Here is a 26,496-nt window from a genome sequence, read left to right on the forward strand (position 1 = left end):
AAAGCCAAACCGCACTTCCATCTCGCGTACAAACTCGCTTGATGCGGTGGGGCTTAGGCTTAAGTTGAGAGCATTGCCCCGCACAGGGGCAACGCTAATAGACCACCAAGAAAGCAAGGAAAGGCCAACCCCACAAAACCACCACCCAAGCGCCGCCAGGCACCACCCCGCCTAATCCGGCAACTCAGCCGCCCCCATCCGTCGCGCAATAACCCTCGACCTCTGCGCCAAATACCCCGACCCCCGATGCTCATCAAAATACTTAGGCTGCGGCAACATAACCGCCAACCTGGCCGACTGCCCAGCAGTCAACTTACTGGCTGAAGTTTTATAATAATAATGAGCCGCAGCTTCAGCCCCATAAACCCCATTCCCCCACTCAACGGAGTTGAGATAGATCTCAAATATGCGCTGCTTATCCATCAAGGTCTCGAGCATCCAGGTAATAATAAGCTCCTGCGCTTTCCGGATATAACTCTTCTCCCGCGACAAAAACAGATTTCGCGCTAACTGCTGGGTAATAGTAGAACCACCGCGAACAATCTTACCCTTGGCCTTATTCCGCTCCCAAGCCTGCAAAATCGCATCGGTTTCATACCCGTTATTATTAACAAAATTCGCATCTTCAGAAGCAATAATCGCCCGCTTCAGATTATGCGAAATCTGCTCATACGGCACCCACGTATGCTGCAATGCGAGATCCGGCCGATCCTGCGACAACCGCCACGCATCCGACCGCATAAAAGCCGTCGAGGAAGGATTAACCGAGTTCCACACCGCAATCTGTGCGAAATAAAACGCCTGCGTCGCGAGCCACGCAATCGCCACGACCGCGCCCAGATAAAACATCCATCGCACCGGACCTGGCCGGCCTACGCGCCGCGTCGCTGTCATCGTGTTCCGTCCTTGCATCGGTGAAATCGACAAGATGAAACGCCCGCCCTAGGCGTGCGAGGGCGCACTCAGCAGCGCCCGCAATTCGGCCAGCACCGGCGCGCCGTCTGGCCGCACACCGCGCCACACGTAAAACGATTCGGCCGCCTGCTCGACCAGCATGCCCAAGCCGTCCGCGCCGCGCGCGCCCAGCTTGCGCGCGTGCTCCATGAACACCGTCGGCTGCGCGCCGTACATCATGTCGTAAGCCAACGTGCTGCCGCCAAACGCGCGGTCGTCGCACTCCGGTAATGAGGCGTCCAGGCTGCCCGCCGTCGCGTTGACGATCACGTCGTAAGCACCCGCCTCGATCGCTCGCGCGCTGCCGCCACTCAGACCGCACGCGGCCTCGCGCGCGGCCTGCGCGAACTGGTCGACTAGCGCCTCAGCCTTGGCCGCCGTGCGGTTGACGATGGTCAGCGTATGCGGCGCGCGGTCCAGCATCGGCAGCACCACGCCGCGCGCGGCGCCGCCCGCGCCCAATAACAGAATGCGCGCGCCCTTCAACGGCACGCCGAGATTCACTTCGATATCACGCACGAGGCCGAAGCCGTCCGTGTTGTCGCCATACACGCCGTTTGCGTCGAAACGCAAGGTGTTCACCGCGCCCGCAGCGGCCGCGCGCGGCGACAACGTGTCGGCGAAGGCGTGCGCGTCGAGCTTGAACGGCACGGTCACGTTCAGACCGCGTCCGCCCGCTTCGACAAACGCGCGCACGTGCGGCACGAACGCGTCCACCGGCGCGAGCAGGTGACCGTACTCGACCGGCTCGCCGGTCTGCGCGGCAAAACGCCCGTGGATGAACGGCGACTTGCTGTGGCCGACCGGATTGCCGATCACCGCGTAACGATCGAGCGAATCTGTTGCGCTCATCGTCCCGGCTCCGCGATGTGCTGGTCGGCGGCGTCGGTTGCTGCGGTTGCGGCGGTTGAATCGGTCGTGCTGGCGCCGTCCGCGTCGCCTTTGCCCCCGGCGCTCGCCTCGGTGCCGTCGAACTCCGCTTCGGCCTGAGCCTCGGCTTCGCCTTCGGCGCTCTCGTCCGGCGCGTCGACGATCTCTTCTTCGCTCTCGTCGGCTTCCTCGGCTTCTTCAGCCTCGCTGCCGCTGGTCACGGCCGGCGCGTCGAGCACATGCAGCAGACGCACGGACGCTTCGACAGTCAGTTCGTCGAGCGACATGACTTCCATCTGCAGACGCGTGCCGCGTGCATGCACGCCGAGCCCCGGCACGTGCAGCAACAACGGAATCTCTTCGAGACGCACCAGATCGCCCTTCACCACCGACGCCACCACCTGCTTGCGATTCTCCTGCTTCAGCCAGCGCAGGCACCAGAAGTACTCCATGCGACGCTGGTAATCGGCGTACGCGCTGTAGGTGTCGTCGAAACCTTGCACGACGGCGAACAGATCGGCGTCTTTCGGCTTGAACGGCGCGGCCAGCTTGGCGGTCACGCCATGCTGCACACAGGCGATCAATTGCCACTGATTCACCAGGTCGACGTAACGGCGCAGCGGCGACGTGCTCCACGCGTATTGCGTGACGCCGAGACCCTCATGCGGTGCGGCGTTGGTCTGCATACGGGTGCGCTTCGGGCCGGTCGGCGCGCCGAACGCGCGCTGCGTGCGATAGATGCCCGGCACGCCGTGGTCGTGCAGGAACGCGCCCCACGACGAGTTGGCGAGAATCGCCAGCTCGGCGACGATCGTGTCGAGCGGCGAACCGCGCCGACGCGGCGTGATCGTGATGTGCTCGCCTTCCACGTAGAAGTTGAAGTCGGTATTGCGTTGCACCTCGCGACGCAGACCGTAACCGGCGCGCGCGGCTTGGCGCTTTTCGAATAAGGCCTGCGCGAACGGCCACAGCACGGCGATGTCTTCCTTGTGCGGATACTCGCCGGTGCCGGCGGCGAGCGCCTCTTCGGTAACGAGCTCGTCGAGCGTGTTGTGGCGCAAGTTGTTCTTGACGAACACGCGCTCGGCGCGCGTTTCGCTCGCGACGATTTCTTGCGTTTCGCGATTGACGATCACATACAGCGACAGCGCCGGACGCAGGCCGCCCTCGGCCAGCGTGAACGCTTCGACGACGCTGTCGGGCAGCATGGTGATCTTGTCGCCCGGCATATAGACGGTGGACAGGCGCGTGCGCGCGATCTCGTCGACCTCGTCGCCCCGCTGAATGCCGAGCGCCGGCGCGGCGATGTGCACGCCGATCCGCAAACGGCCGTCGCCCAGATGCTCGACCGAGAACGCGTCGTCGATTTCAGTGGTGGTGATGTCGTCGATCGAGAAGGCTTGCACGTCGGCTTCCGGCAGATCTTCCGGCAAGCTGCCGACCGTGACCGGCGGGAATCCCGTGCCGTGCGGGAAAAATTCCGACAGGAATTTCGCCTCGTGCAGCGCGCGCGCGGACGGAATCGCGCCATTGTCGAGCATCAGACGCGCCTGCGAAATACCGCGCGCCGCAGCGGCGGCTTCGAGCGCCTTGTATTCGATCGTGTTCTTGTCGGGCTTGGTGAGCAGCCCCAGCGCCTTGCTGCCGGTGAAACCTTCCGGCAGACGGCCAGCCTTCAGCTCGTCTTCGTAGCCCGCTTGCACCAGCGCCTGCTGGCGCTTGCGCTCGAGGCCGGCCAGCGCCATCTTCAGTTGTTCCTGCGGCGCGCGCTGATACATGCCGCGGCCCTTGCGCCGGAAGTACACCGGCGAACCATGCAGGCGCAGCACCAGGGCGGCACGCTCGGTCGCACCGAAGCCTTCGCCGAAGTATTCCGCGCCCAATGCGGCGAACGGGAATTCGTCTTCAGGCGCGCACTCCCACAGGAAGTCGAGATCGATCTCCTGCGCGGCCGTGTCGGCTTGCTGCATCAGCTCGGCTGCACCCGGTTTTTCGAATTCGATCAACACGTCTTTGGCGCGCACCTTGGCGCGCCGGCCGCCCGGCAGCTCGACCTGAAAAGCATCGCCCTGGCGCGACAGCACGCTGCCCGCCTTGAAACTGCCCGATTCCTCGAAGAAAACGTTCACTCAATACTCTCGTTCTGACTTGCATCTGCCGGCGCGTCCGACCCGGTTCGGCGATCGGTCACTTGCGTGCGCGGCACGGCAACGTGTTCGTGGTAGTGGATCCGCGGCGCGATGCGCGCGCCGGCGGGTTGAAGCTGGGTTGAATCCTGGTTGAAACTGTTTGTGCAACGCGGCAGGCGGCTTACTGTCGCACGCCGGTTCGCCGGTTCGCCGGTTCGCCGGTTCGCCGGTTCGCCGGTTCGCCGGTTCGCCGGTTCGCCGGTTCGCCGGTTCGCCGGTTCGCCGGTTCGCCGGACCGCCCAGACTCAGGCGGCCTCGCGCGGCGCCGGCGGTTCGACGTCTTCCGCGTCGCAAAAGGCCAGCACCTCGTCGACGTATTGCGCGAACTCGCTGATCGCGTGGTCGCTCCCTTCGATCAGCGTAGTGCGTGCGCCCGGATAGTGCGCGAGCATTTCGCGGTAGTCGAGCACTTCGTCGCCGGTGGCAGCCATCAAATAATAGCGTTCGGGCTGCGTGATCGACGCGACGCCAAGCGCGCGCAGTTCGTCCAGATGATGCGGCTCGACCACGATACTGCCGCCGCCGTGCCACAACGGCTGCTCGCCGAGATAAGCGCTCAGGTCGCGCTGCGGCACCACCGCCGGGTTCAACAATACCGCCGGCCAGCCGTGTTTTTCCGCCAGATACGTGGCGAAATAACCGCCAAGCGAACTGCCGATCACCGTGACGCGCTGCGTACCGGCCGCGGCCACCAGCGATTCGACCAGCGCCACCGTCTCGAACGGCGACACCGGCAGCATCGGGCAGCACCATTCCTCGCTGCGGCCCAGTTCGACCAGACGCGCCGCCAGCACGCGCGCCTTGAACGAATTGGGCGAGGAACGGAAACCGTGCAGATAAAGAATCACGAAGCGCCTCGCGCGGAAAGGGCGTCGAGCAGCTTCTGATGCACGCCGCCGAAGCCGCCGTTACTCATCACCAGAATCTGGTCGCCGGGGCGCGCGGCGTGAACCACGGCTTTGACCAGCGCGTCCAGATTGTCGAAAGCCTGCGCGTTGCCGCCGAGCGGCGCGAGCGCTTCGCCGAGGTTCCAGCCGAGCGCGTCGCGACCGGCGGCCGCGCCGTAGCCGAATACGAGGTCGGCGTCGGCGAGGCTGGCCGGCAATTGCGCCTTCATCACGCCCAGCTTCATGGTATTCGAGCGCGGCTCCAGCACGGCCAGAATCCGCGTGTTGGCGCGGCCGACGCGTGCGCGCAAGCCGGCCACGGTCGTGCCGATCGCGGTGGGATGATGCGCGAAGTCGTCGTACACGGTCACACCATCGACGCTGCCGCGCACTTCCATGCGCCGCTTCACATTGCGAAAGCTCGCCAGCGACCGCGCCGCCTGCGCCGGCGGCACGCCGACATGGCGCGCGGCGGCGATCGCGGCTAGCGCATTCATGCGGTTGTGTTCGCCCTGCACCTGCCACTCGACCTCGCCAACGCGTGCGCCGTTGTGATACACGGCGAAACGCTCGTCGACCGGTACGCCGTTTTCCGCCGGCAGCGTTTCCCAGCCGCCTTGCACACCGAAACGCTCCACCTCGCTCCAGCAACCGCGCGTCAGCACACGCTCCAACGCATCTTCACGGCCGTTCGTCACGACCCGGCCGATGCCGGGCACCGTGCGGATCAGGTGATGGAACTGGGTTTCGATCGCGGCGAGATCCGGGAAGATGTCGGCGTGATCGAATTCCAGGTTGTTCAGCACCGCAGTCTTGGGACGGTAATGGACGAACTTCGAGCGTTTGTCGAAGAAGGCAGTGTCGTACTCGTCGGCCTCGATCACGAAGAAGCTCGAATCGGTCAGCCGCGCCGACACGCCGAAATTCAACGGCACGCCGCCGATCAGGAAGCCCGGATTGAGGCTGGCATCTTCCAGCAGCCAGGTCAGCATGGAGCTGGTGGTGGTCTTGCCGTGCGTGCCGGCCACCGCCAGTACCCATTTGCCATTCAGCACGTGCTCGCCGAGCCACTGCGGACCGGAGACATACGCCAGGCCGCGGTCGAGAATCGCTTCCATCAGCGGGTTGCCGCGCGACACCACGTTGCCGATCACGAACAGGTCCGCGTTCAGGCCGTTCAATTGATCAGCGTCGTAACCCTCGATCAGGCCGATGCCCTGAGCCTCGAGCTGCGTGCTCATGGGCGGATAGACGCCGGCGTCGCAGCCCGTCACGGTATGACCCGCTCCGCGTGCGAGGACCGCGAGACCGCCCATGAACGTGCCGCAGATACCGAGGATGTGGATGTGCATAAGCCTGTCGTGCCGCGCGGGCGTTTTTTGCGTGGGATGGGAGTGCAGAAGAACGGCCGGAACGATGCCGAAGCGGCCGTCTGCGAAGGACGCTATTGTAACCGACGGCTCCCGATCGCCCTACGCGGGGCCGGCCGTTCGGCCAGCATCGCGGCGCGGCGCCCGGTGGCGGAAAGTCGCGCCATCAATCTCTAGTATGATTGCCGGATGGTCCGCAAATCACATTTCGATCCCCAGCGCGTGCGCGAAGAAATCGCAATCGCGGCTGCCCGGATGATCGCCGAAGACGGTCTCGACTACGCCACGGCCAAGCGCAAAGCGGCCCGGCAGGTAGTCGGCGAAAGCCGTGTTGCCGGCGAATGGCTACCCGATAACGACCAGATCGAAGAAGAAATCCGTGAATACCAGTCGCTCTTTCAGGGCGACAGCCAGCCGTTGCTGCTGCGGCGCCTGCGCCGTGTCGCGATCGACTGGATGGAGCGGCTCGCGCCGTTCAATCCGTATCTGACCGGCGCGGTGCTCGGCGGCACGGCAGGCGAGCATTCGGACGTTCACCTGCAGGTGTTCTGCGACAACCCGAAAGAAGTCGCGATCTACTTCCTGAACGCCAACATTCAGTACGACGTCTCCGAAACACGGCATTTCGCTGGACGCGACTATGTCGAAACGTTGAGCTTCCTGTGGCGCCCGGCAAATGAAGGGCGCGAGGCGGAGCCGGTCGGCATCCACGTCGCGCTCTACGAAACCGACGACCTGCGCGGCGCGGTACGCGCCGACGCGCGCGGCCGCACGGCCCGGGCGAATCTGCAGGCGGTTCAAACGCTGCTCGATAGCAGTGAAGCCACCCCTTCTACTAATTAGACTGACATTATGAATACGAGACGGATTCTGGCAGGTGCGCTTGTCGCGATCGTGGCCGCCTGCGGCGGCGTGCTGGCCAACCACTGGTTCAGCGGCGGCAGCGAAGTCGCCCACGCGGCACAAGCCGCGGCCGCGCCGAGTGCGGTTGAACAACTGTGGGCCGCGCCGGTCACCACCGTCGAAGGCAAGCCACAGTCGCTAAGTTTGCTGAAAGGGCACCCAATCGTCGTCAACTTCTGGGCGTCGTGGTGCGGCCCCTGCGTCGAGGAAATGCCGGCGCTGTCGCAACTTCAGCGCGATTACGCGAAGAAAGGGATCCAGTTCGTCGGACTTGGCGTCGATTCGGAGAAAAACGTCCAGGCCTTCCTGCAAAAGGTGAAGGTGGCGTATCCGATCTACATTACCGGCTTCGGCGGCGCCGACCTGGCGCGGGCCTTCGGCAACAATGCGGGCGGCCTGCCGTTCACCGTCGTGATCGACGCCAACGGCAACGTCCGCTCGACAAAATTAGGCCAAATCAACCCGGAAGCCCTCCGGCAGACCCTCGACGCGCTTTAAATTTCACATTCTTTTAACGCTCGATTCCTGCCGGTACGCGCAAAAATAGGCACAAATCGCGTGAATTTGAGAGAAGATGGGCGCCCAGCGTGTTGGCGAATTTACGTCAGCGTCGCTCTTTACGTGCGGGAAACTAGACAAGTTTCTCTAATCAGCGCTAAAGTGCGCCCAATTCCACGGAAAAAGAAGCGACCATGACGCGACTGCTGGTACTGCACGGACCCAACCTCAACCTTCTCGGTACCCGGGAACCCGAGGTCTACGGTCGCGTGACCTTGCCGCAGATCGATCAGGCGCTGGCGGACCGCGCTGCGGACGCAGGCGTCGAACTGGCGTCGTTCCAGAGCAACCATGAAGGCGCTCTGGTGGATCGCATCCAATCCGCCCGGACAGAAAAAACCGATTTCATACTGATCAATCCCGCCGCGTACACGCACACCAGCGTGGCTATTCGGGACGCACTGGCGGGGGTCGGCATCCCGTTCGTCGAGATTCATCTGTCGAACGTGCATCGTCGCGAACCGTTCCGGCATCACTCGTATTTCTCCGACCAGGCTGAAGGCGTGATTTGCGGCCTCGGCTGGAAGGGATATCTGTACGCGCTCGAATTCGCGCTCGACCGGCTCGCCGCCGGTTCGTCGCGCGGCTGATTCCATACACGTCTAATTTGCGCCGGCTGCGTATGCGCCGGCACTTTACGCATTGAAAGGGGCTTCCTGATGGATCTACGTAAACTGAAAACTCTGATCGACCTCGTCTCGGAGTCCGGTATCTCCGAACTCGAAGTGACCGAGGGCGAAGGCAAGGTGCGCATCGTCAAGAACGCGCCGCCGGTTTACGTGCAACCGTCCGCCTCGTATGCGCCGCAATACGCGCAGCCGGCTCCGGCTCAGGGCGGCGAAGCGCCGGCCGCGGCTGCAGCGGCGGGCGCCCCGGCTACGCCGGCGCCGGTCGTCCCGCAAGGTCACGTGGTGACGTCGCCGATGGTCGGCACGTTCTACCTCGCGCCGTCGCCGGGCGCCGAGCCGTTCGTTCAGGTGGGCGACACGGTCAAGGAAGGCCAGACGATCTGCATCATCGAAGCGATGAAGCTGCTCAACGAGATCGAGTCGGACAAAGCCGGCGTGGTGAAGGAAATCCTCGTCGATAACGGCCAGGCGGTCGAGTATGGCCAACCGCTGTTCGTGGTCGGCTAACGCGGCACGCTTTGCGCTTTTTGCGCCCGCCGCCCGCGCGTCCGCCCTCCCGGGGCGCGCGACCGATCCTCTGAGGCAGCCTGCACCGTGACCGGCCGGGCGCCCATTGATGAGTCGAAAAACCGCTATGTTTGAAAAAATCCTCATTGCCAATCGTGGCGAGATCGCGCTTCGCATTCAGCGCGCGTGCCGCGAGCTTGGCGTCAAGACCGTCGTCGTCTATTCGGAAGCCGACAAGGAAGCCAAATACGTGAAGCTCGCCGACGAGGCGGTCTGTATCGGCCCGGCGCCTTCGAATCTGAGCTACCTGAACATGCCGGCGCTGATCAGCGCGGCTGAAGTGACGGACGCCGAAGCGATCCACCCGGGCTACGGCTTCCTGTCGGAAAACGCCGACTTCGCCGAGCGCGTCGAACAGTCCGGCTTCACCTTCATCGGCCCGCGCCCGGAAACGATCCGGATGATGGGCGACAAGGTCACGGCCAAGCAGACCATGATCAAGACCGGCGTGCCGTGCGTGCCGGGCTCGGAAGGCGCGTTGCCGGACGATCCGAAAGAGATCGTGAAGATTGCCCGCCAGGTCGGCTATCCGGTCATCATCAAGGCCGCCGGCGGCGGTGGTGGCCGCGGCATGCGCGTGGTCCACACCGAAGCGGCGCTGGTCAACGCGGTCAACATGACGCGCGAAGAAGCCGGCCGCGCGTTCGGCAATCCGCAGGTCTACATGGAGAAATTCCTGGAGAACCCGCGGCACATCGAAATTCAGGTTCTCGCCGACTCGTTCAAGAACGCGGTGTGGCTCGGCGAGCGTGACTGCTCGATGCAGCGCCGTCACCAGAAAGTGATCGAAGAAGCGCCGGCGCCGGGTATCGCGCGCCGCCTGATCGAACGGATCGGCGATCGTTGCGCGGACGCCTGCAAGAAGATGGGCTATCTGGGCGCGGGCACGTTCGAGTTCCTGTACGAAAACGGCGAGTTCTACTTCATTGAAATGAACACGCGCGTGCAGGTCGAACACCCGGTGACCGAACTGATCACGGGCGTCGACATCGTGCAGGAACAGATCCGCATCGCGGCCGGCGAGAAGCTCGCCTTCCGTCAGCGCGACATCGTGTTCAAGGGTCATGCGATCGAATGCCGGATCAACGCGGAAGATCCGTTCAAGTTCACGCCGTCGCCGGGTCGTTTGACCTCGTGGCATATGCCGGGCGGCCCCGGCATTCGCGTCGATTCGCACGCCTACAACGGCTATTTCGTTCCGCCGAACTACGATTCGATGATCGGCAAGCTGATCGCTTATGGCGCGACGCGCGAACAGGCAATCAACCGGATGCGGATCGCGCTGTCGGAAATGGTCGTGGAAGGCATTCAGACCAACATCCCGTTGCACCGCGAACTGATGCTGGACGCCAAGTTCGTCGAAGGCGGCACGAGCATTCACTACCTCGAAAACCGGTTGGCCGCGAAGCAGCAGGCCGCACCGGAAGAAGCGTAAGTCATGAGCTACCGGGAACTGATCGCCGAGCTGCCACGCGAGCACGCGGAAGAATTTTCCGACGCGCTGCTCGAGTTGGGCGCGTTGTCCGTGTCGGTGGAAGATGCGGACGCCGACACCCCCGACGAGCAGCCGCTGTTCGGCGAGCCCGGTCTCACGCCGGATCGCAGCGCGTGGCAACGTTCGCGCGTGATCGCGCTGCTGGCGCCCGAGCACGACCCGGCGCTGCTGCTGACCGCCGCGGCCAATGAAATCGGCCTCGCGACCGCGCCGTCGTTCACGGTGCGGGAAGTCGAAGACCAGGATTGGGTGCGGCTCACGCAGTCGCAGTTCGATCCGATCAAGATCGGCGAGCGCATCTGGGTCGTGCCGTCGTGGCATGACGCGCCGGACCCCGAAGCGCTGGTACTGGAGCTGGACCCGGGCCTCGCGTTCGGTACCGGCAGCCATCCCACCACGCGTTTGTGCATGGAATGGCTCGAGCAATCGGTGCAGGCCGGGCAGTCCGTACTCGACTACGGTTGCGGCTCCGGTATTCTCGCGATCCTCGCGCAGAAGTGCGGCGCGCATCCGGTGTTCGGCATCGACATCGATCCGCAAGCGGTCGAGTCGGCGCGCCAGAACAGCGAGCGCAACCGCGCGGACGTGACGTACGGTTTGCCGGACGCCTGCCCGAGCGGCGAGTTCGACATCGTGGTCGCCAACATTCTGTCCAACCCGCTCAAGCTGATGGCGTCGATGCTGGCGTCGAAGGTCAAGCCGGGCGGCAAGATCGCGTTGTCCGGCATTCTGGCGCGCCAGGCGGACGAAGTCGCGCAGGTCTACGCACAGTGGATCGATATCGGGGTATGGCGCGAACACGAAGGTTGGGTATGTCTGTCGGGAACGCGCCGCGAAAGCCATTAGAATAGGGCGTATTGTCCAACCAACGGCCTTGCGGCTTATCGGCTCAATATGCTCCTGGCAACGCGTTGCCCTTTCTGCGAAACCGTCTTCCGCCTGCAACCGGCGCAGCTCGCGTTGCGCCGCGGCCTCGTGCGCTGCGGGCATTGCCATGAAGTATTCGACGCTTCGAGCAGTCTGTTCGACGTCACCGAAGGCGGCGACTTCTCCACCGCCAAACCGGTCGAAGCCGCCGCCGCGATCGAAGCGCTATCCGGCGTTCGCGCCAAGGCCCCTGATTTCAGCGCCGAAGCGTGGGATCCGTGGGCGCCGACGCCAGACGCCGCGGTCGACAATCGCCTGCTGCACGACACCCACAACGTGCCACTCTCGCCGGTTTCCACCGGCGCGGGCGTAGCGGCCACGCCGCATCACGCGCCCGAACCCGATCTTCCACCGAACACCGCCAGCACGCCGGTTCCGCCTGACGAGGAACCGGTGCTCGCCGACGCGCCGCTCGAACCGTTCGCCTACCACACCGAGCCGCCGGCTGAAGACGCGCCGCGGGTTTGGCACAAGACCGATCGGTCTTCCGAACCTTCGTTGGACGAACCCGTTCTGCCCGAGTCGGCCAGTCTGCATGGCATTCCGGACAACGAGCCGCGTTTTAACGCGGCCAGTTTTGTCGCAGGGGCTGGTGTAGGCGCGGCAGCCGGCGCCGCGACCATCGAGGCTGAGGCCGAGGCCGGCCGCGGCACGACGGCGCGCTTCGGCGCCTCGAGCGCCCACCCCTCCGCCTCGTCAACCGACGACCCAACGGCCTTCTCCGGCGCTGCGGCCGCCTCCAGTGGCGAGCCGTTCTCTGTCCACCCGGTGAACGACGGCGTCGATCCGTTCCCGGTCGTGCGCGAAACTCGCCCGGTCGAGCCCCGGCGCCTGGGCTGGATCATCGCCGGTTCGGTGGTCGCCGTGCTGCTGGTGCTGGCGCTGCTCGCGCAACTTGCCTGGTGGCAGCGCGAAACCGTGCTGGTCTACTTCCCGAGCACGCAAACCCTTTACGCGAAAGCCTGCGCGCAACTCGGCTGCCTCGTCACGCCGCCGCACGACATCGACGGCTTGCAGGTCGAACCGTCCGATCTGCGGCAGATCGACGGCCCGCACAAGCTCGAACTGAAGATGCCGCTGCGCAACCGCTTCAATGTGGCGCTGGCCTACCCCGCCATCGAACTCACGCTGCTCGACGACCAGAACAATGTCGCCGTGCGCCGCGTGCTGTGGCCGCAAGACTACGTCCCGCCCGGCACGCCGATCGCGGCCGGCCTGCCGGCCCGCAGCACGCAGACGATGATCGTGCATCTCGACACCGGCAATGCGGTCGCCTCCAATTTCCGCGTACAGATTTTTTATCCGTAACGCATCCTCGCGCGCCCGGCCACGATCGGGCGCATTCACCGTCGTATAGATCGTCAACACTGACGAATTTCCGGAGCACAACATGAGTCAAGTCACGCTGGGTGGCAACCCGATCGATGTAGCCGGCACGTTCCCGTCGGTGGGCCAGAACGCCCCCGCTTTTTCGCTGGTCGGTAAGGATCTGAAGTCGCTGTCGCTCGCCGATTTCGCCGGCAAGCGCAAAGTGCTGAACATCGTCCCGAGCCTCGACACGCCGACCTGCGCAACGTCGACCCGCAAGTTCAACGAAGCCGCTGCGAAGCTGACCAACACAGCCGTGATCGTCGTGTCGGGCGACCTGCCGTTCGCTGCGTCGCGTTTCTGCACGACCGAAGGTATCGAGAACGTCGTCACGGCGTCCACGTTCCGCGGCCACGAGTTCGCGCAAGCGTACGGTGTCGACGTGACGAGCGGCCCGCTGACGGGCCTGACGGCGCGCGCCGTGGTGGTGCTCGACGAGCACGACAAGGTCGTGCACGCGGAGCTGGTCGGTGAGATCAAGGACGAGCCGAACTACGACGCAGCCCTCGCCGCGCTGAAGTAAAACCTTCGCGCACGAACCCCGGCGCCGCGCTTCATGCGCGGCGCTGTCGTATCGTCGCGCGTTTCTTTATTGTTTTCACAGGAATCCTCGCCTTGGCTACGCTGATTTGCGGCTCGCTCGCCTACGACAACATCATGACTTTCGAAGGCCGCTTCCGGGAGCACATCCTGCCGGAGCAGGTCCATATTCTGAACGTGAGTTTCCTGGTGCCGACCATGCGCCGCGAGTTCGGCGGCTGCGCGGGCAATATGGCTTACTCGCTGCATCTGCTGGGCGGCGACGCGCGCATCATGGGCACGCTCGGCGCGGTCGACGCGCAGTTGTACATGGACCGCTTCAAGGCGCTCGGCCTGTCGACGGAAAACGTGCTGGTGGTGCCGGACACGCATTCCGCCCAGGCGATGATCACCACCGACCTCGAGAACAACCAGATCGCCGCGTTCCATCCGGGTGCGATGATGCAGTCGCATCTGAACCGCGCCGACGAAGCAAAAGGCATCACGCTGGCGATCGTCGGGCCCGACGGCTTCGACGGCATGGTCCAGCATTCGGAGCACCTCGCCGCTGCGGGCGTGCCGTTCGTCTTCGATCCGGGTCAAGGTTTGCCGCTGTTCGACGGCGCGACACTGCGGCGCATGATTGAACTTGCTACTTACGTAGCTGTCAACGATTACGAAGCCAAGCTGGTGAGCAACAAAACGGGTTGGTCGATCGAAGAGATCGCCGGCAAGGTCGAAGCGCTGATCGTTACGCTCGGCGAGCAGGGTTCGCAGATCCATCATGTGGGCGGCATCGAAGACATTCCGCCGGTAAAGGCACAGCAGGTCCTCGATCCGACAGGCTGCGGCGACGCGTTTCGCGGCGGCTTGCTGTACGGCATCGAGAACAAGCTCGGCTGGGCGACCACGGGGCGTCTCGCGAGCCTGATGGGCGCGCTGAAGATCGAATGCCAAGGCCCGCAAAACTACGCGCCCACGCGGGCGGAGATCAACGAACGGTTCAAGCAGGCGTTCGGATACGACCTGCCGTAATACCGAAAGCTATTGGAGTTAGGGAATGAGAACAACGAGTCGCCTGGTCGTGGCCGCCTTGATCGCCGGTTCACTGGCCATGTCGGGGTGTGCGTATAACAGCAGTTCCGCCGACGTCTATACGGCGTCGCAAGCGCAGCGCGAAGAAACGGTCCGCATGGGTACGGTCGACAGCGTGCGCGCCGTCAAGATCAGTTCGAACAACGGTCAGCCGAGCGGCCTCGGCGCAATCGGCGGCGGCGCATTGGGTGCGGTGGCCGGCAGTGCGCTGGGCGGCGGACGCGGTTCGATCGTCACGGGCATCATCGGCGGCCTCGCGGGTGCCGTGGCCGGCAATGCGGTCGAGAACGGCGTCGCGGTGCATGACGGCCTGGAGATTACCGTGCGACTCGATAACGGCGATATGCGCGCCATCACGCAAAGCGCTACCGGCGAAATCTTCCGCGCCGGCGACCGCGTACGGCTCCTGTCGAGCGGCGGCGTGACGCGCGTCACGCACTAAAAGTTTCCCCTCTCGCGCGGCAAGGCTCAGGCCACCGCCGCGGCGACCTCACACGCATGCCCTCCCCTGTGCATGCGTTTTTTTTCGCCTGCGGGTTTTGCTTCGGACCGCGACGTTGAGCAAACGCAGCGCGCCGGGCACCCGGCTAACGGTCGACGCCGACGCTCGAGGCCGACGCTCCAGGCAAAAAAAAATCCCGTCGCCGGAAACCAGCAACGGGACCCTGACCGAGTAGCGCTCTCAACACAAGCTTAAGCGCTACTCGATCACCAGACACATCGCGCGATGTGTCGAAGTACTTCTCAAGCTCAAGCCACCGCTTACGGACGGCTGCCCGTCGGGAACGGCCATGCTGCTGCCGGGTTCAGCGCGGTCTTCACCGTCGCTGCCGGTGCTGCGCTCGTGACGGACGTCGCTGCGGGTGCGGGTGCAGCCTTCTTGGCGACAGCCTTCTTCGCAGGAGCAGCCTTCTTCGCGGGAGCGGCAGCCTTCTTCGCCGGTGCAGCCTTCTTCGCCGGTGCAGCCTTCTTCGCGGGAGCGGCCTTCTTGGCAGCCGGCGCAGCCTTCTTGGCAACAGCCTTCTTCGCAGCAGGCGCAGCCTTCTTCGCGGCAGCCTTCTTGGCGGGCGCAGCCTTCTTCGCAGCAGCCTTCTTAGCCGGTGCAGCCTTCTTCGCTGCGGCCTTCTTCGCCGGTGCTGCCTTCTTCGCTGCAACCTTCTTCACTGCGACTTTCTTTGCCGGTGCTGCTTTCTTCGCCGGCGCTGCCTTCTTTGCTGCAACCTTCTTCACTGCAACTTTCTTGGCAGCAACCTTCTTGGCCGGAGCAGCTTTCTTCGCTGCAACCTTCTTCGCCGGTGCTGCCTTCTTCGCTGCAACCTTCTTCACTGCGACTTTCTTGGCAGCGACTTTCTTCGCCGGAGCAGCCTTCTTAGCCGGCGCAGCCTTCTTTGCTACAACCTTCTTGGCTGCGGGTTTCTTAGCGACTGCTTTCTTGATAGTTGCCATCATTTTCTCCTTCAGGTTTTCAGATGAGAGTCAGTTCAAACACCACCCTTCGTCAAAACCCGCTTCCCGCGGACGCTTCTCAGGGCGCGCGCTACGAAGCGAGCTATTCATCGGCGTACGCAGGTGCTGCGCGCTTACGCTAATGAATGCGGTAAGGCGCGCCGTGCCGAAAGGCACCGCGCGCCAAATCTGTTCGGCGTTGAAACCCAACGCCGGCAATTGCTTGATCGGGCCGCCGGCGATTACGCCGACGGCTTTTTCCGGGGGGAAGTTTGCCCATCCCACTGAAGGGTTCGCAAAGTGCCAGTCATGTTTGTGGGCCGCGAAGGCACGCGGCGCACCGGGCAAGCTTTGCATCAGGCGGTTCTGCTCCTAACCAAAATTGCCGCGGCGAAGGCCTGCGGCATCCCCATCAATGAATGCATCTGCGGCACGAACCCGGATCACTCCCAGGTCAGCGCGCCGCCAGTCTGATATTCGATCACTCGCGTCTCGAAGAAGTTGCGTTCCTTCTTCAGGTCGATCATTTCGCTCATCCACGGGAACGGGTTTTCCTCGTTCGGGTACAGCGGATCGAGACCGATCTGCTGGCAACGGCGGTTGCAGATGAAGCGCAGATAGCTCTTGAACATCGACGCGTTGAGGCCGAGCACCCCGCGCGGCATCGTGTCTTCCGCGTAGCGATATTCGAGTTCGACCGCTTGCTGGAAAATCTCGCGGATTTCCGCGCGGAACTCCGCCGTCCAGAGTTGCGGGTTTTCGAGTTTGATCTGGTTGATCAGGTCGATGCCGAAGTTGCAGTGCATCGACTCGTCGCGCAGGATGTATTGGTACTGTTCCGCCGCGCCGGTCATCTTGTTCTGACGGCCGAGCGCCAGGATTTGCGTAAAGCCGACGTAGAAAAACAGGCCTTCCATCACACAGGCGAACACGATCAGCGAGCGCAGCAGCGTCTGGTCTGTCTCGAGCGTGCCGGTCTTGAAGCCCGGATCGGTCAGCACGTTGATGTACGGAATCAGGAATTCGTCTTTCGCGCGGATCGAGCCGACTTCGTGATACGCGTTGAAGATTTCGCCTTCGTCGAGGCCCAGCGATTCGACGATGTACTGGTAAGCGTGCGTGTGGATCGCCTCTTCGAACGCCTGGCGCAGCAGGAACTGGCGGCATTCGGGCGCCGTGATGTGGCGGTAGGTGCCCAGCACGATGTTATTGGCGGCCAGTGAATCGGCCGTCACGAAGAAGCCCAGGTTGCGCTTGACGATGCGGCGCTCGTCTTCGGTCAGACCGTTCGGGTCTTTCCACAAGGCGATGTCGCGCGACATGTTCACTTCTTGCGGCATCCAGTGGTTGGCGCAGCCCGCCAGGTATTTTTCCCAGGCCCACTTGTATTTGAACGGCACCAGTTGATTGACGTCGGTCTGGCCGTTGATGATGCGCTTGTCGGCGACGTTGACCCGCGCTTCCGAAACGGCAGCCGTTCCAGCAGCATGAGCCGCGGCGATACCGCTTTCGAAAACATCTTGAGGAGCGAAGACGTTTCGATCCGAGGGAGCATGAGGAGCGGAACGCATTCCGACTTGCGAACCGACAGCCGATCCCGCAGCGCTGCGCAACACATCTTGTTGCGCGCCGCTCGAGGGAGGTACGGCAGTGATCTCGTCATCCCAGTTAAGCATAAATGTCACCATCAATTTAGAACGGTTTGTACCATCTTTTCACGAGCGATAAAAGAGTTCGCTGATGAAAAATCCTGTTTTCGATTCGCGTTGCTACGTTCATACAACACTTTGTTCAACAGACTCTGTGAGTCGCCTCGCGTGAAGCGTGTTGAACGTGTGTCGTCGAGGTGCTTCGCGAGCTCGAAGAGCAACGTGTCGATGCGACGTTTCGCTGCTCTATCTATCTGTATCGCGGAGTGCGTTCGCAGCATTTCGCGGTTACGTTTTGCTGTGTCGCGTTGCTCGTTGTGTTGCGCTTCGCGTTGCTTCGCAGAGGTCTCGCGTTGCTGCCGCGACTCTCTGCTACACGTCTGCATTGCTTGCGTTCGTCTGTCTCTGCTTGCGTCCGCGCCCACGCCTTTCGGTTCGTCAGCGCAAGCGAAGTGAAGTTCAATGTCGTGTCGAGCGATGCATCGGGCCGGCTGCGTTGATCGGCCCATCGATCGAAGCGTTTGCTCAAGCACGCTGTGCCGCGCGCTTCGTCGGGTGTTGCCGACTGCTGACTACTGACTGCTGATCTACCACTCGGGTGTCGCCGAGTTTCCATCGACCCGGCGCCTCGCGACTTCAGTCGCCGGTCCTACTTCACTGTTCGTCGACGAGCGGCGCGGCTTCGACTTCCTCAACCGCGCCGCTCGTCGACTTCACTACTGCTTCATCGCATTCGGGTCACTACCTACGACCCGTCAGCAAGCAACGATCCCGCTAACTGCTTCGCGCTCACCAGCAGCGCTGATGCACCGCTTATTGGCAAGCTTCGCACTCGTCGAAACCTGCGTCGCCCGGACGCATCATGCAGACCGGACCATCCGCTTCCGGCGCTGCTTCGACGACTGCTGCCGTGGCCGCTGCAGCCTGAAAGCCGCCCGGCGTCGCGCCGCCTCCGTTCGCGCCGAAGCCACCCGCTGCGCCGCCAGCCGCGCCACCCGAACCTTCGCCGCCACCCGAACTCACCGCGTTCAGTTGACCGTGCGCCACCGTCGACTTCTCGACGTGCGTCGCCGCCATCGTGCGGAGGTAGTAGGTCGTCTTCAGACCACGCACCCAGGCGAGCTTGTAAATCTCGTCGAGCTTCTTACCCGACGCGCCGCCCATGTAAATGTTCAGCGACTGCGCCTGGTCGATCCACTTCTGGCGACGCGAGGCCGCTTCAACCAGCCACACCGGATCGAGTTCGAACGCGGTCGCGTAGATCGCGCGCAGGTCCGCCGGAATCCGGTCGATGCGCGACAGCGTGCCGTCGAAGTACTTCAGGTCGGCGACCATCACTTCGTCCCACAGACCGCGCGCCTTCAGGTCGCGCACCAGGTAGTCGTTGACCACCGTGAATTCGCCCGACAGATTCGACTTCACATACAGGTTCTGGAACGTCGGTTCGATGCAAGCCGACACGCCGATGATGTTCGAGATCGTCGCCGTCGGCGCGATCGCGACGCAGTTCGAGTTGCGCATGCCGTACTGGGCGATCCGCGAACGCAGCTCGGTCCAGTCCATCGACTCGCTCGAATCGACTTCCACGTAACCGCCGCGTGCGTCGGCCAGCAGCTTCACCGAGTCTTGCGGCAGGATGCCGCGATCCCACAGCGAGCCGCGGTAGCTCGAGTAACGGCCGCGCTCTTGCGCCAGTTCGGTCGACGCGTAGTAAGCGTAGTAGCAGACCGCTTCCATCGACGTGTCGGCGAACGCGACCGCCTCTTGCGACGCGTACGGGGTGCGCAGCAGATGCAGACAGTCCTGGAAGCCCATGATGCCGAGACCGACCGGACGGTGCTTCAGGTTCGAGTTACGCGCCTTGGCGACCGCGTAGTAGTTGATGTCGATCACGTTGTCGAGCATGCGCATCGCGACGCTGATGGTGCGCTTGAGCTTGTCGTGGTCGAGCACGAGCGTGCCGTCGGCCTGCTCCTTCAGGTGGGCGACGAGGTTCACCGAGCCCAGGTTGCAGACGGCGATTTCGGCGTCGCTGGTGTTCAGCGTGATTTCCGTGCACAGGTTCGACGAGTGGACGACACCGACGTGCTGTTGCGGCGAGCGCACATTGCACGGATCCTTGAACGTGATCCACGGGTGGCCGGTTTCGAACAGCATGCCCAGCATCTTGCGCCACAGTTGCGCCGCCGGCAGCTTCTTGAACAGCTTGATTTCGCCGCGCGCGACTTTCTCTTCGTAAGCCGTGTAAGCCGTTTCGAATTCAGCGCCGAACAGATCGTGCAGGTCCGGGCAGGTGGACGGCGAGAACAGCGTCCAGTCGCCGCCTTCCATCACGCGCTTCATGAACAGGTCGGGAATCCAGTTCGCCGTGTTCATGTCGTGCGTGCGACGACGGTCGTCGCCGGTGTTCTTACGCAGCTCGAGGAATTCCTCGATGTCCAGGTGCCACGTTTCCAGGTACGCGCAGACCGCGCCCTTGCGCTTGCCGCCCTGGTTCACGGCCACGGCCGTGTCGTTGACGACCTTCAGGAACGGCACGACGCCTTGCGACTTGCCGTTGGTGCCCTTGATGTGGGAACCAAGCGCACGCACGCGCGTCCAGTCGTTGCCCAGGCCGCCGGCGAACTTCGACAGCAGCGCGTTTTCCTTCAGCGCTTCGTAGATGCCGTCGAGGTCGTCGTCGACCGTGGTCAGGTAGCACGACGACAGCTGCGAGCGATGCGTGCCCGAGTTGAACAACGTCGGCGTGGACGACATGAAGTCGAAGCTCGACAGGATGTTGTAGAACTCGATGGCGCGCGCTTCGCGGTCGATCTCGTTCAGCGACAGACCCATCGCGACACGCATAAAGAATGCCTGCGGCATTTCGATGCGCACGCCGTCGTGATGCAGGAAGTAACGGTCATACAGCGTTTGCAGACCGAGGTAGCCGAATTGCAGGTCGCGGCTGTTGTCGAGCGCGGCGCCCAGGCGCTTCAGGTCGAACTGCTGGAGCTTGTCGTCGAGCAGGCCAGCGCCGATGCCGCGCTTGATGAACTGCGGGAAGTACTCGGCGTAGCGGTTAGCCATTTCGCCTTGCGTGACTTCTTCTTCGAGGATCTCGCGGCGGATCGTGTGCAGCAGGATGCGCGCGGTGACCTGGCTGTACGCCGGGTCTTTTTCGATCATGGTACGGGCAGCCAGGATCGCCGAGTCGTAGACCTGGCTCATTGGCACGCCGTCGTACAGATTCTTGACCGTTTCCGCGATGATCGGGTCGGCGCTCACGGCGTCGCCCAGGTTCGCGCAAGCGGATTCGATGATGCCGCGCAGCGCAGCCATGTCCAGCGGACGCGTGACGCCGTTGTCGGTCACGTTCAGGCCCGGCGTGCTGGCAACGATCTGCTCGTCGTGACCGCGCGCCTGGGTGCGCTTCTCGCGATACAGCACGTAAGCACGCGCGACGTTGTGCTCGCCGCCGCGCATCAGCGCGAGTTCGACCTGATCCTGAATGTCTTCGATATGGAACGTGCCGCCGTTCGGGCGGCTGCGCACCAGCGCGCGCACCACGTTCTGCGTGAGTTGCTCGACCAGTTCGCGCACGCGCGCCGAGGCCGCGCCTTGACCACCGTTGACGGCCAGGAATGCCTTCGTCACGGCGATAGCGATTTTCGACGGCTCGAACGACACGACGCCGCCGTTGCGGCGGATCACCTTGTAGTCGGCGAGAGTCGCTTGCGGCGCGAGCGCCTGTGCGCCTTGTGCCTGGCCGAAGGCCTGGCCGGTCGGTGAACCCTCGTAGCGGGTCGTCGCGTTGTCGGTGGTTTGCATGTGCAAAGCTCCTGGTCCTGGAAATGGTGCGGTGATTGCCGCGGATTAAAACGAACGCTGCGCCGCCGCGTGCGCAAGCGATGGGGTGCAGGAAAGGGGCTGGCTGAGCCGCTTGGCGGGATGCGACGGTGACGAAGCCTGATTCGAATTGAAAACGGTCTTCGTCGTATGCGTCGCGATCACTGGCCAGGCCCCTTCCCTGAATGCTTCTGGATGCCGCCGGTTGGTCTTGACCGGCCGCGCCACAGGAATTTTTTCACTGCCCGGAATGCTTGCGGCGCCGTGCTCGGAGAGCGGGGCGCCGCTGATTTATGCACTCGGTTATCCACACAGTTATACACAGCCAACACAAGATGTGGTGTGAAACCGAATTTCTGGCACCAAGTATAGTGGAGATTCGAGACAGGTCAAATCGTTTTATTTGCTTTGAATGGGTTGACTTTTGGATAGCGCGGCGCGCCGCCGCTCCCCGGAGAACAAGGCTGCGCCTTGCTCTGCTCGCATCGCGCGACGTTGTGCAAAGGGGCGTTACGAGTTCGCGGAAAACTTGAGATAGGGGAAATACTGAGCGTCGAGCGCGGTGTCGCGCTGCAGACGTTGCCACTCGAAATGCGGACCCGGATCGGTCTTGCGACCGGGGGCGATGTCCGAGTGACCGGCGAGCGCCGCGACCGGATAGCGGGCCTTCAGTGCGCTCACGAGGGCGCCGAGCGTGCGGTATTGCGCCGCTTCGAAAGCCGTGGTGTCACTGCCCTCCAACTCGATGCCGATCGAGAAATCATTGCAGCGCTCGCGACCGAAAAAATTCGACGGCCCCGCGTGCCACGCGCGCTCGTTGCACGACACGAATTGCTCGAGCGCGCCGTCGCGATGAATCACGAAATGCGCGGAGACCCGCACGCCGCGCAGATGCGTGTCGTAGTAAGGGTGCGCGTCGCAGTCGAGCGTGTTCAGGAACAGCTCGGCGATCGCCGTGCCGCCGAACTCGTTCGGCGGCAGGCTGATGTTATGAACGACGATCAGCGTCGGCTCGGCGCCGTTGGGCCGCGCCTCGAAATTCGGCGAAGGCAGTTGGCTGGCGGCGGCGACCCAACCGTCGGCGTCGACGGTGAACGCGTCGCTCATCGAGCGTCACGCCCCGACGGACGCGCGCCATGGCGCTGCGCGTGCGCGGCGCTGCAGAACGGCTGCCCCGCCACCACCACGGAATCGCTCTTCGGCGCATGCACGCCGCACTCGGCGCAACGGATCATCGGCTCGGCGAGTTGCGGCCGCGGTTGCGCTTGACCCGCCGGACGCGCGGCGCCATGGGCACCGGCTTGCTGGCCTGCCGCGCCGTTCGCGCCCGCACCGGCGCCGCCGGTGCGCTGCCCGGTTTGCGCGTCATGACGACGCAGCGCCTTGATCAGCCATTGGCCCACGACGAACAACAGGATCAGCAGAAATATTTGTCGCATGGAATACGCTCACACTACAGCACGGTGCAACAGCACCTCGAAGACGAAACGGCTGCCGACGTACGCCAGCAACAGCGCGACGAACGACGCCAGCACCCAGCGCAGGGCCGCGCGACCGCGCCAACCCGACACCTTGCGCGCGGTCAGCAGCGCGCCGAACATCAGCCACGAAAGAATCGCAAACACGGTCTTGTGATCGAGCCGCAACGCGCGGTCGACCAGTTGCTCGCTAAACAGAATGCCCGACAACAAGGTCAGCGTGAGCAGCACGAAGCCCGCGCCAATCAGACGGAACAACAGTTTTTCCAACGTCAGAAGCGGCGGCAGCGTGTCGAGCCAGCTCGACAGCCAGCCATTGCCGGCCGCGGCCGTATGCCGCTGCGCCATGCCGCCACCGCCGCGCATGGCATGCAAACGCCGTTCGACCAGCAGCATCAGAATGGCGTGCAGCGCCGCGATCGCAAACAGACCATACGCGATGTTGGCAATCAGAAAGTGCAGCTTGAACAACGGCGCGGCCGAATACGACAGCACGCGCACGCCGCCGAAGGCCAGCGGCATCAACGAAGCGACGCAGGCAAGCGGCAACACCAGCAGACGCAGTCCGTCGAGCGGAAAGAAAAAGCTCTCTATCCAGTAGATGCCGGCGCCGAGCCAGAACATGGCCGACAGCGCGAACGCGAAGCCGAACACCATCGCGTTCTGCGGGAAGATGGTGGTGTGCAGCAGCACGCCGTGGGCGGCCAGCGCCACGCCGAGCAGCGCGCGGCCGGCCGAGCTCATGCCCGAGGCGGCCGGCGCGCTGGCCGCGGCAGGCACCGGCGGCACGCTCTGGAGCATGGGGCGCACGGCGGCGTGCCGGTGCGAGCGCCAGCCGGCCACGGCTAAACCGCCGTAGAGGAGCGCAGTGAGGGCATACAGTACAATATCCATATTCGAAGTTTACACTAGGCCCCTACTCCGCGACGTCTTCCACTTCGCGCGCTGCCCGGGCCGCACTGTTCATCGCTCCCCATGCTCGACAATCTGACTCAACGGATGGCGCGCGTCGTCAAGACGCTGCGCGGCGAAGCCCGGCTCACCGAGGCGAACACCCAGGAAATGCTGCGCGAAGTGCGCTTGGCGCTGCTCGAGGCCGACGTGGCGCTGCCCGTCGTGCGCGAGTTCATCGCCAAGGTGAAGGAGAAGGCGCTCGGCGAAGAAGTCATCAGCAGTCTGTCGCCGGGTCAGGCGCTGGTCGGCGTGGTGCAGCGCGAGCTGACCGCGATCATCGGCGGCGACTACGAAGGCAAGGCGGTCGAACTCAATCTCGCCGTCACGCCGCCGGCCATCATCCTGATGGCGGGTCTGCAGGGCGCGGGTAAGACCACCACGGTCGGCAAGCTCGCCAAGCTGCTGCGCGAAAAGTACAAGAAGAAGGTCCTCACCGTTTCGTGCGACGTCTACCGTCCCGCTGCTATCGCGCAGTTGAAGATGGTGACCGAGCAGGTCGGCGCGGACTTTTTCCCGTCGGAGCCGGATCAGAAGCCGGTGGATATCGCGCGCGCCGCGGTGGACTGGGCCAAGCGTCACTACCATGACGTGCTGCTCGTCGACACGGCCGGCCGTCTCGGTATCGACGAAGCCATGATGGCGGAAATCACCGCCCTTCACACCGAGCTGAAACCGGCGGAAACGCTGTTCGTGGTCGACGCGATGCTGGGCCAGGACGCGGTCAACACCGCGAAGGCCTTTAGCGACGCATTGCCGCTCACCGGCGTGGTGCTCACCAAGCTCGACGGCGACTCGCGCGGTGGCGCGGCGCTGTCCGTGCGTCACGTGACCGGCAAGCCGATCAAGTTCGTCGGCGTCGCCGAAAAGCTCGACGGCCTCGAAGTGTTCTACCCGGACCGCATGGCGAACCGGATTCTCGGCATGGGCGACATTCTCGCCCTCGTCGAGGAAGCGCAGAAGGGCGTGGATGTTCAAGCCGCGCAGAAGCTCGCCGACAAGGTCAAGAAAGGCGGCGACTTCGACCTCAACGATTTCCGCGCGCAGCTCACGCAAATGAAGAGCATGGGCGGTCTGTCGTCGCTGATGGACAAGCTGCCCGCGCAATTCCAGCAGGCGGCGGCCGGCGCCAACATGGGCATGGCCGAATCGCAGATGCGCCGCATGGAAGGCATCATCAATTCGATGACACCGCTCGAACGCGCCAAGCCGGAACTCATCAAGGCCACCCGCAAGCGGCGCATCGCCGCGGGCGCGGGCGTGCAGGTGCAGGAAGTCAACCGCATGCTGAACCAGTACGACCAGATGCGCACCATGATGAAGAAGCTCAAGGGTGGCAATCTGCAAAAGATGATGCGCGGCATGAAGGGCATGTTGCCCGGCATGCGCTAAGCTTGTTCAGGAAGGCGGCCGCGTGCTTTTGGCGCGCGAACGTCGGAAAGCGCTGACTTCCGATGTGTGCGGGTTTATTCTGTACCGCGCGCCGTCGATCTCACCCACACTATGTATACAGTTATTGCCCGTCAGACGTCATGAACCGCGAAGAAGCTCTGCACATTTTTAGCCACTCCGAAGAAATCGTTTCGGCCAACGACGTCAACGCGTCGATCAGCGGCATGGCGGACGCCATCCGCAGCGAGATGAGCGAGGACTTCCCGCTCGTGCTGTCGGTCATGGGCGGCGCGGCGGTGTTCACCGGCATGCTGCTGCCGCACCTCGATTTTCCGCTCGAGTTCGACTACATCCACCTGACCCGCTATCGCAACACCACCAAGGGCGGCAACGAGATGCAGTGGCGCGTGGCGCCGGCCGAGTCGGTGAAGGATCGTGTGGTGCTGGTGCTCGACGACATTCTCGACGAAGGCGAAACGATGGCCGCGATCCGCGACCGCATCCTCGCCATGGGCGCGAAGCGTTTCCTGAGCGCGGTGCTGTGCGAAAAGATCATTCCGAAGGCTAAACCGCTGCGCCCGGATTACTGCGGGTTCGAAGTACCGGACCGCTATGTGTTCGGCTGCGGAATGGACGCGAAGGGTTACTGGCGCAACCTGCCGACCATTCGTGCGCTGACCGAAGGGGCTTGACGCTCCAGTTCTTCCGACTACGCCGTGATCACGCGGCGTACCGGCGAAAAAAAAGCGACCCACGGGGTCGCTTTTTTTGGTCGCCGCTCGTCGAGTCGAGGGGACTTGAGCGGAGCCGCGCGTCAAAGCTGATGCACGAACGACCGGATCCCGCCCAACATCATCTCGACCGAAATCGCCACCAGCACCAAACCCATCAAGCGTTCGAACGCCATCATGGCGCGCTCGCCAAGCCAGGCCTGAATGCGCTCGGCCAGCATCAGCACGATCGCGCAGACGATCATCGTGACAGTGAGCGCGCCGATCCACTCGAACATCTTGCCCGGCGCCTGCGACGTCAGCAGCATGACCGTGGCCAACGCCGACGGCCCCGCCAGCGCCGGAATCGCGAGCGGCACGATCAGCGGTTCGCCGCCGCGCGTGTCGCCGCCGAACGGTCCGTCCGGATGCGGAAACACCATTCTGAGCGCGATCAGGAACAACACGATGCCGCCGCCGATCCGCAACGACTGATCGGTCAGGCTCATCATGCGCAGAAAACCCTGCCCGACCACCATGAAGACCAGCAGGATCGCAAACGCGATCGCCACTTCACGGAGAATCACGACCGTGCGCCGCTGCGGCGACACTCCGCGTAGACAACTAATAAAGAGCGGAATGTTGCCGAGCGGATCGGTAATCAGAATCAGCAGGATGGTCGCGGACAGGAAGGTGTATTCCACGCCCGCT

25 protein-coding genes are annotated in these 26,496 nt (G+C 63.5%); 12 read left to right on the forward strand and 13 right to left on the reverse strand.

What is annotated here, in order from left to right; all coding sequences use genetic code 11:
• Nucleotides 1-171: 171 nt before the first annotated feature.
• The 5 genes from mtgA to mpl form a co-directional block, all read right to left on the reverse strand.
• Entirely contained in the window at nt 172-894 is a 723-nt protein-coding gene (gene mtgA / locus BX591_RS28115; RefSeq protein WP_111934603.1) for a monofunctional biosynthetic peptidoglycan transglycosylase, read from the reverse strand.
• Nucleotides 895-942: 48 nt separating this feature from the next.
• Nucleotides 943-1,806: a shikimate dehydrogenase gene (gene aroE, locus BX591_RS28120; RefSeq protein ID WP_111934604.1), complete on the reverse strand. Its 864-nt coding sequence runs from the start codon at nt 1,804-1,806 to the stop codon at nt 943-945.
• Nucleotides 1,803-3,953 (reverse strand): ribonuclease catalytic domain-containing protein, encoded by a 2,151-nt coding sequence (locus BX591_RS28125; RefSeq protein WP_111934605.1) that lies wholly within the window; start codon nt 3,951-3,953, stop codon nt 1,803-1,805. The genes aroE and BX591_RS28125 overlap by 4 nt, the downstream gene beginning before the upstream one ends.
• A 305-nt stretch (nt 3,954-4,258) precedes the next feature.
• Complete coding sequence (locus tag BX591_RS28130; RefSeq protein WP_111934606.1) at nt 4,259-4,861, reverse strand: YqiA/YcfP family alpha/beta fold hydrolase; 603 nt, start codon at nt 4,859-4,861, stop codon at nt 4,259-4,261.
• Nucleotides 4,858-6,252, reverse strand: coding sequence for a UDP-N-acetylmuramate:L-alanyl-gamma-D-glutamyl-meso-diaminopimelate ligase (gene mpl, locus BX591_RS28135; protein WP_111934607.1), 1,395 nt, complete (start codon nt 6,250-6,252; stop codon nt 4,858-4,860). Before mpl ends, BX591_RS28130 begins: the two co-directional genes overlap by 4 nt.
• Nucleotides 6,253-6,459: 207 nt before the next feature.
• On the opposite strand from mpl, the gene BX591_RS28145 reads away from it, so the two are divergent.
• The 10 genes from BX591_RS28145 to BX591_RS28190 all read left to right on the forward strand — a co-directional run bounded on the left by BX591_RS28145 (nt 6,460) and on the right by BX591_RS28190 (nt 14,773).
• A complete protein-coding gene (locus BX591_RS28145) occupies nt 6,460-7,113 on the forward strand; it encodes a UDP-N-acetylmuramate--alanine ligase (RefSeq protein WP_111934609.1) in 654 nt (217 codons plus the stop codon).
• Nucleotides 7,114-7,122: 9 nt separating this feature from the next.
• Nucleotides 7,123-7,671, forward strand: a complete 549-nt coding sequence (locus BX591_RS28150; protein WP_111934610.1) for a TlpA family protein disulfide reductase — start codon at nt 7,123-7,125, stop codon at nt 7,669-7,671.
• Between the two features lie 194 nt (nt 7,672-7,865).
• Nucleotides 7,866-8,321 carry a type II 3-dehydroquinate dehydratase gene (gene aroQ, locus BX591_RS28155; RefSeq protein WP_006051861.1) on the forward strand — a complete coding sequence of 152 codons (456 nt, stop codon included), beginning with the start codon at nt 7,866-7,868 and terminating at the stop codon, nt 8,319-8,321.
• A 69-nt stretch (nt 8,322-8,390) separates the two neighbouring features.
• Nucleotides 8,391-8,867 (forward strand): acetyl-CoA carboxylase biotin carboxyl carrier protein, encoded by a 477-nt coding sequence (gene accB, locus BX591_RS28160; RefSeq protein ID WP_111934611.1) that lies wholly within the window; start codon nt 8,391-8,393, stop codon nt 8,865-8,867.
• A gap of 127 nt (nt 8,868-8,994) precedes the next feature.
• Nucleotides 8,995-10,362: an acetyl-CoA carboxylase biotin carboxylase subunit gene (gene accC / locus BX591_RS28165; RefSeq protein ID WP_111934612.1), complete on the forward strand. Its 1,368-nt coding sequence runs from the start codon at nt 8,995-8,997 to the stop codon at nt 10,360-10,362.
• Nucleotides 10,363-10,365: 3 nt separating this feature from the next.
• The gene (gene prmA / locus BX591_RS28170) at nt 10,366-11,268 is read left to right on the forward strand and encodes a 50S ribosomal protein L11 methyltransferase (protein ID WP_111934613.1); all 903 of its coding nucleotides are present in this window, start codon (nt 10,366-10,368) and stop codon (nt 11,266-11,268) included.
• Between the two features lie 48 nt (nt 11,269-11,316).
• Nucleotides 11,317-12,657, forward strand: coding sequence for a zinc-ribbon and DUF3426 domain-containing protein (locus tag BX591_RS28175; protein WP_111934614.1), 1,341 nt, complete (start codon nt 11,317-11,319; stop codon nt 12,655-12,657).
• A gap of 82 nt (nt 12,658-12,739) precedes the next feature.
• Nucleotides 12,740-13,240 carry a thiol peroxidase gene (tpx, locus tag BX591_RS28180; protein ID WP_035548722.1) on the forward strand — a complete coding sequence of 167 codons (501 nt, stop codon included), beginning with the start codon at nt 12,740-12,742 and terminating at the stop codon, nt 13,238-13,240.
• 92 nt (nt 13,241-13,332) lie between these two features.
• Entirely contained in the window at nt 13,333-14,271 is a 939-nt protein-coding gene (locus tag BX591_RS28185) for a carbohydrate kinase family protein (protein WP_111934615.1), read from the forward strand.
• Nucleotides 14,272-14,296: 25 nt separating this feature from the next.
• Nucleotides 14,297-14,773: an outer membrane lipoprotein gene (locus tag BX591_RS28190; RefSeq protein WP_035548728.1), complete on the forward strand. Its 477-nt coding sequence runs from the start codon at nt 14,297-14,299 to the stop codon at nt 14,771-14,773.
• Nucleotides 14,774-15,093: 320 nt separating this feature from the next.
• Here the strand turns inward: BX591_RS28190 and BX591_RS28195 are convergent, their stop codons facing one another.
• From BX591_RS28195 to BX591_RS28225, 7 genes are all read right to left on the reverse strand, one after another.
• Entirely contained in the window at nt 15,094-15,777 is a 684-nt protein-coding gene (locus BX591_RS28195) for a histone H1-like repetitive region-containing protein (protein ID WP_111934616.1), read from the reverse strand.
• A gap of 30 nt (nt 15,778-15,807) precedes the next feature.
• On the reverse strand, nt 15,808-16,134 hold the full coding sequence (locus tag BX591_RS28200) for a hypothetical protein (RefSeq protein ID WP_111934617.1): 327 nt from the start codon (nt 16,132-16,134) through the stop codon (nt 15,808-15,810).
• Between the two features lie 86 nt (nt 16,135-16,220).
• On the reverse strand, nt 16,221-17,453 hold the full coding sequence (locus BX591_RS28205; RefSeq protein WP_111934618.1) for a ribonucleotide-diphosphate reductase subunit beta: 1,233 nt from the start codon (nt 17,451-17,453) through the stop codon (nt 16,221-16,223).
• 786 nt (nt 17,454-18,239) lie between these two features.
• A complete protein-coding gene (locus tag BX591_RS28210) occupies nt 18,240-21,236 on the reverse strand; it encodes a ribonucleoside-diphosphate reductase subunit alpha (protein ID WP_111934619.1) in 2,997 nt (998 codons plus the stop codon).
• A 528-nt stretch (nt 21,237-21,764) separates the two neighbouring features.
• Complete coding sequence (ampD, locus tag BX591_RS28215) at nt 21,765-22,361, reverse strand: 1,6-anhydro-N-acetylmuramyl-L-alanine amidase AmpD (protein WP_111934620.1); 597 nt, start codon at nt 22,359-22,361, stop codon at nt 21,765-21,767.
• Complete coding sequence (locus BX591_RS28220) at nt 22,358-22,693, reverse strand: PP0621 family protein (RefSeq protein WP_111934621.1); 336 nt, start codon at nt 22,691-22,693, stop codon at nt 22,358-22,360. Before BX591_RS28220 ends, ampD begins: the two co-directional genes overlap by 4 nt.
• Before the next feature lie 9 nt (nt 22,694-22,702).
• Nucleotides 22,703-23,626 carry a cytochrome C assembly family protein gene (locus tag BX591_RS28225; protein ID WP_111934622.1) on the reverse strand — a complete coding sequence of 308 codons (924 nt, stop codon included), beginning with the start codon at nt 23,624-23,626 and terminating at the stop codon, nt 22,703-22,705.
• Nucleotides 23,627-23,707: 81 nt separating this feature from the next.
• Between BX591_RS28225 and ffh the strand changes: the two genes are divergently transcribed.
• Nucleotides 23,708-25,075, forward strand: coding sequence for a signal recognition particle protein (gene ffh / locus BX591_RS28230; protein WP_111934623.1), 1,368 nt, complete (start codon nt 23,708-23,710; stop codon nt 25,073-25,075).
• Nucleotides 25,076-25,215: 140 nt separating this feature from the next.
• Nucleotides 25,216-25,767 carry a hypoxanthine-guanine phosphoribosyltransferase gene (locus BX591_RS28235; protein ID WP_035548752.1) on the forward strand — a complete coding sequence of 184 codons (552 nt, stop codon included), beginning with the start codon at nt 25,216-25,218 and terminating at the stop codon, nt 25,765-25,767.
• Nucleotides 25,768-25,889: 122 nt separating this feature from the next.
• Here BX591_RS28235 and BX591_RS28240 read toward each other — a convergent pair whose 3' ends face one another.
• Nucleotides 25,890-26,489 (reverse strand): MarC family protein, encoded by a 600-nt coding sequence (locus BX591_RS28240; RefSeq protein ID WP_035548754.1) that lies wholly within the window; start codon nt 26,487-26,489, stop codon nt 25,890-25,892.
• Between the last annotated feature and the right edge of the window lie 7 nt (nt 26,490-26,496).

The organism is Paraburkholderia bryophila (assembly GCF_003269035.1).
GTDB lineage: Bacteria > Pseudomonadota > Gammaproteobacteria > Burkholderiales > Burkholderiaceae > Paraburkholderia > Paraburkholderia bryophila.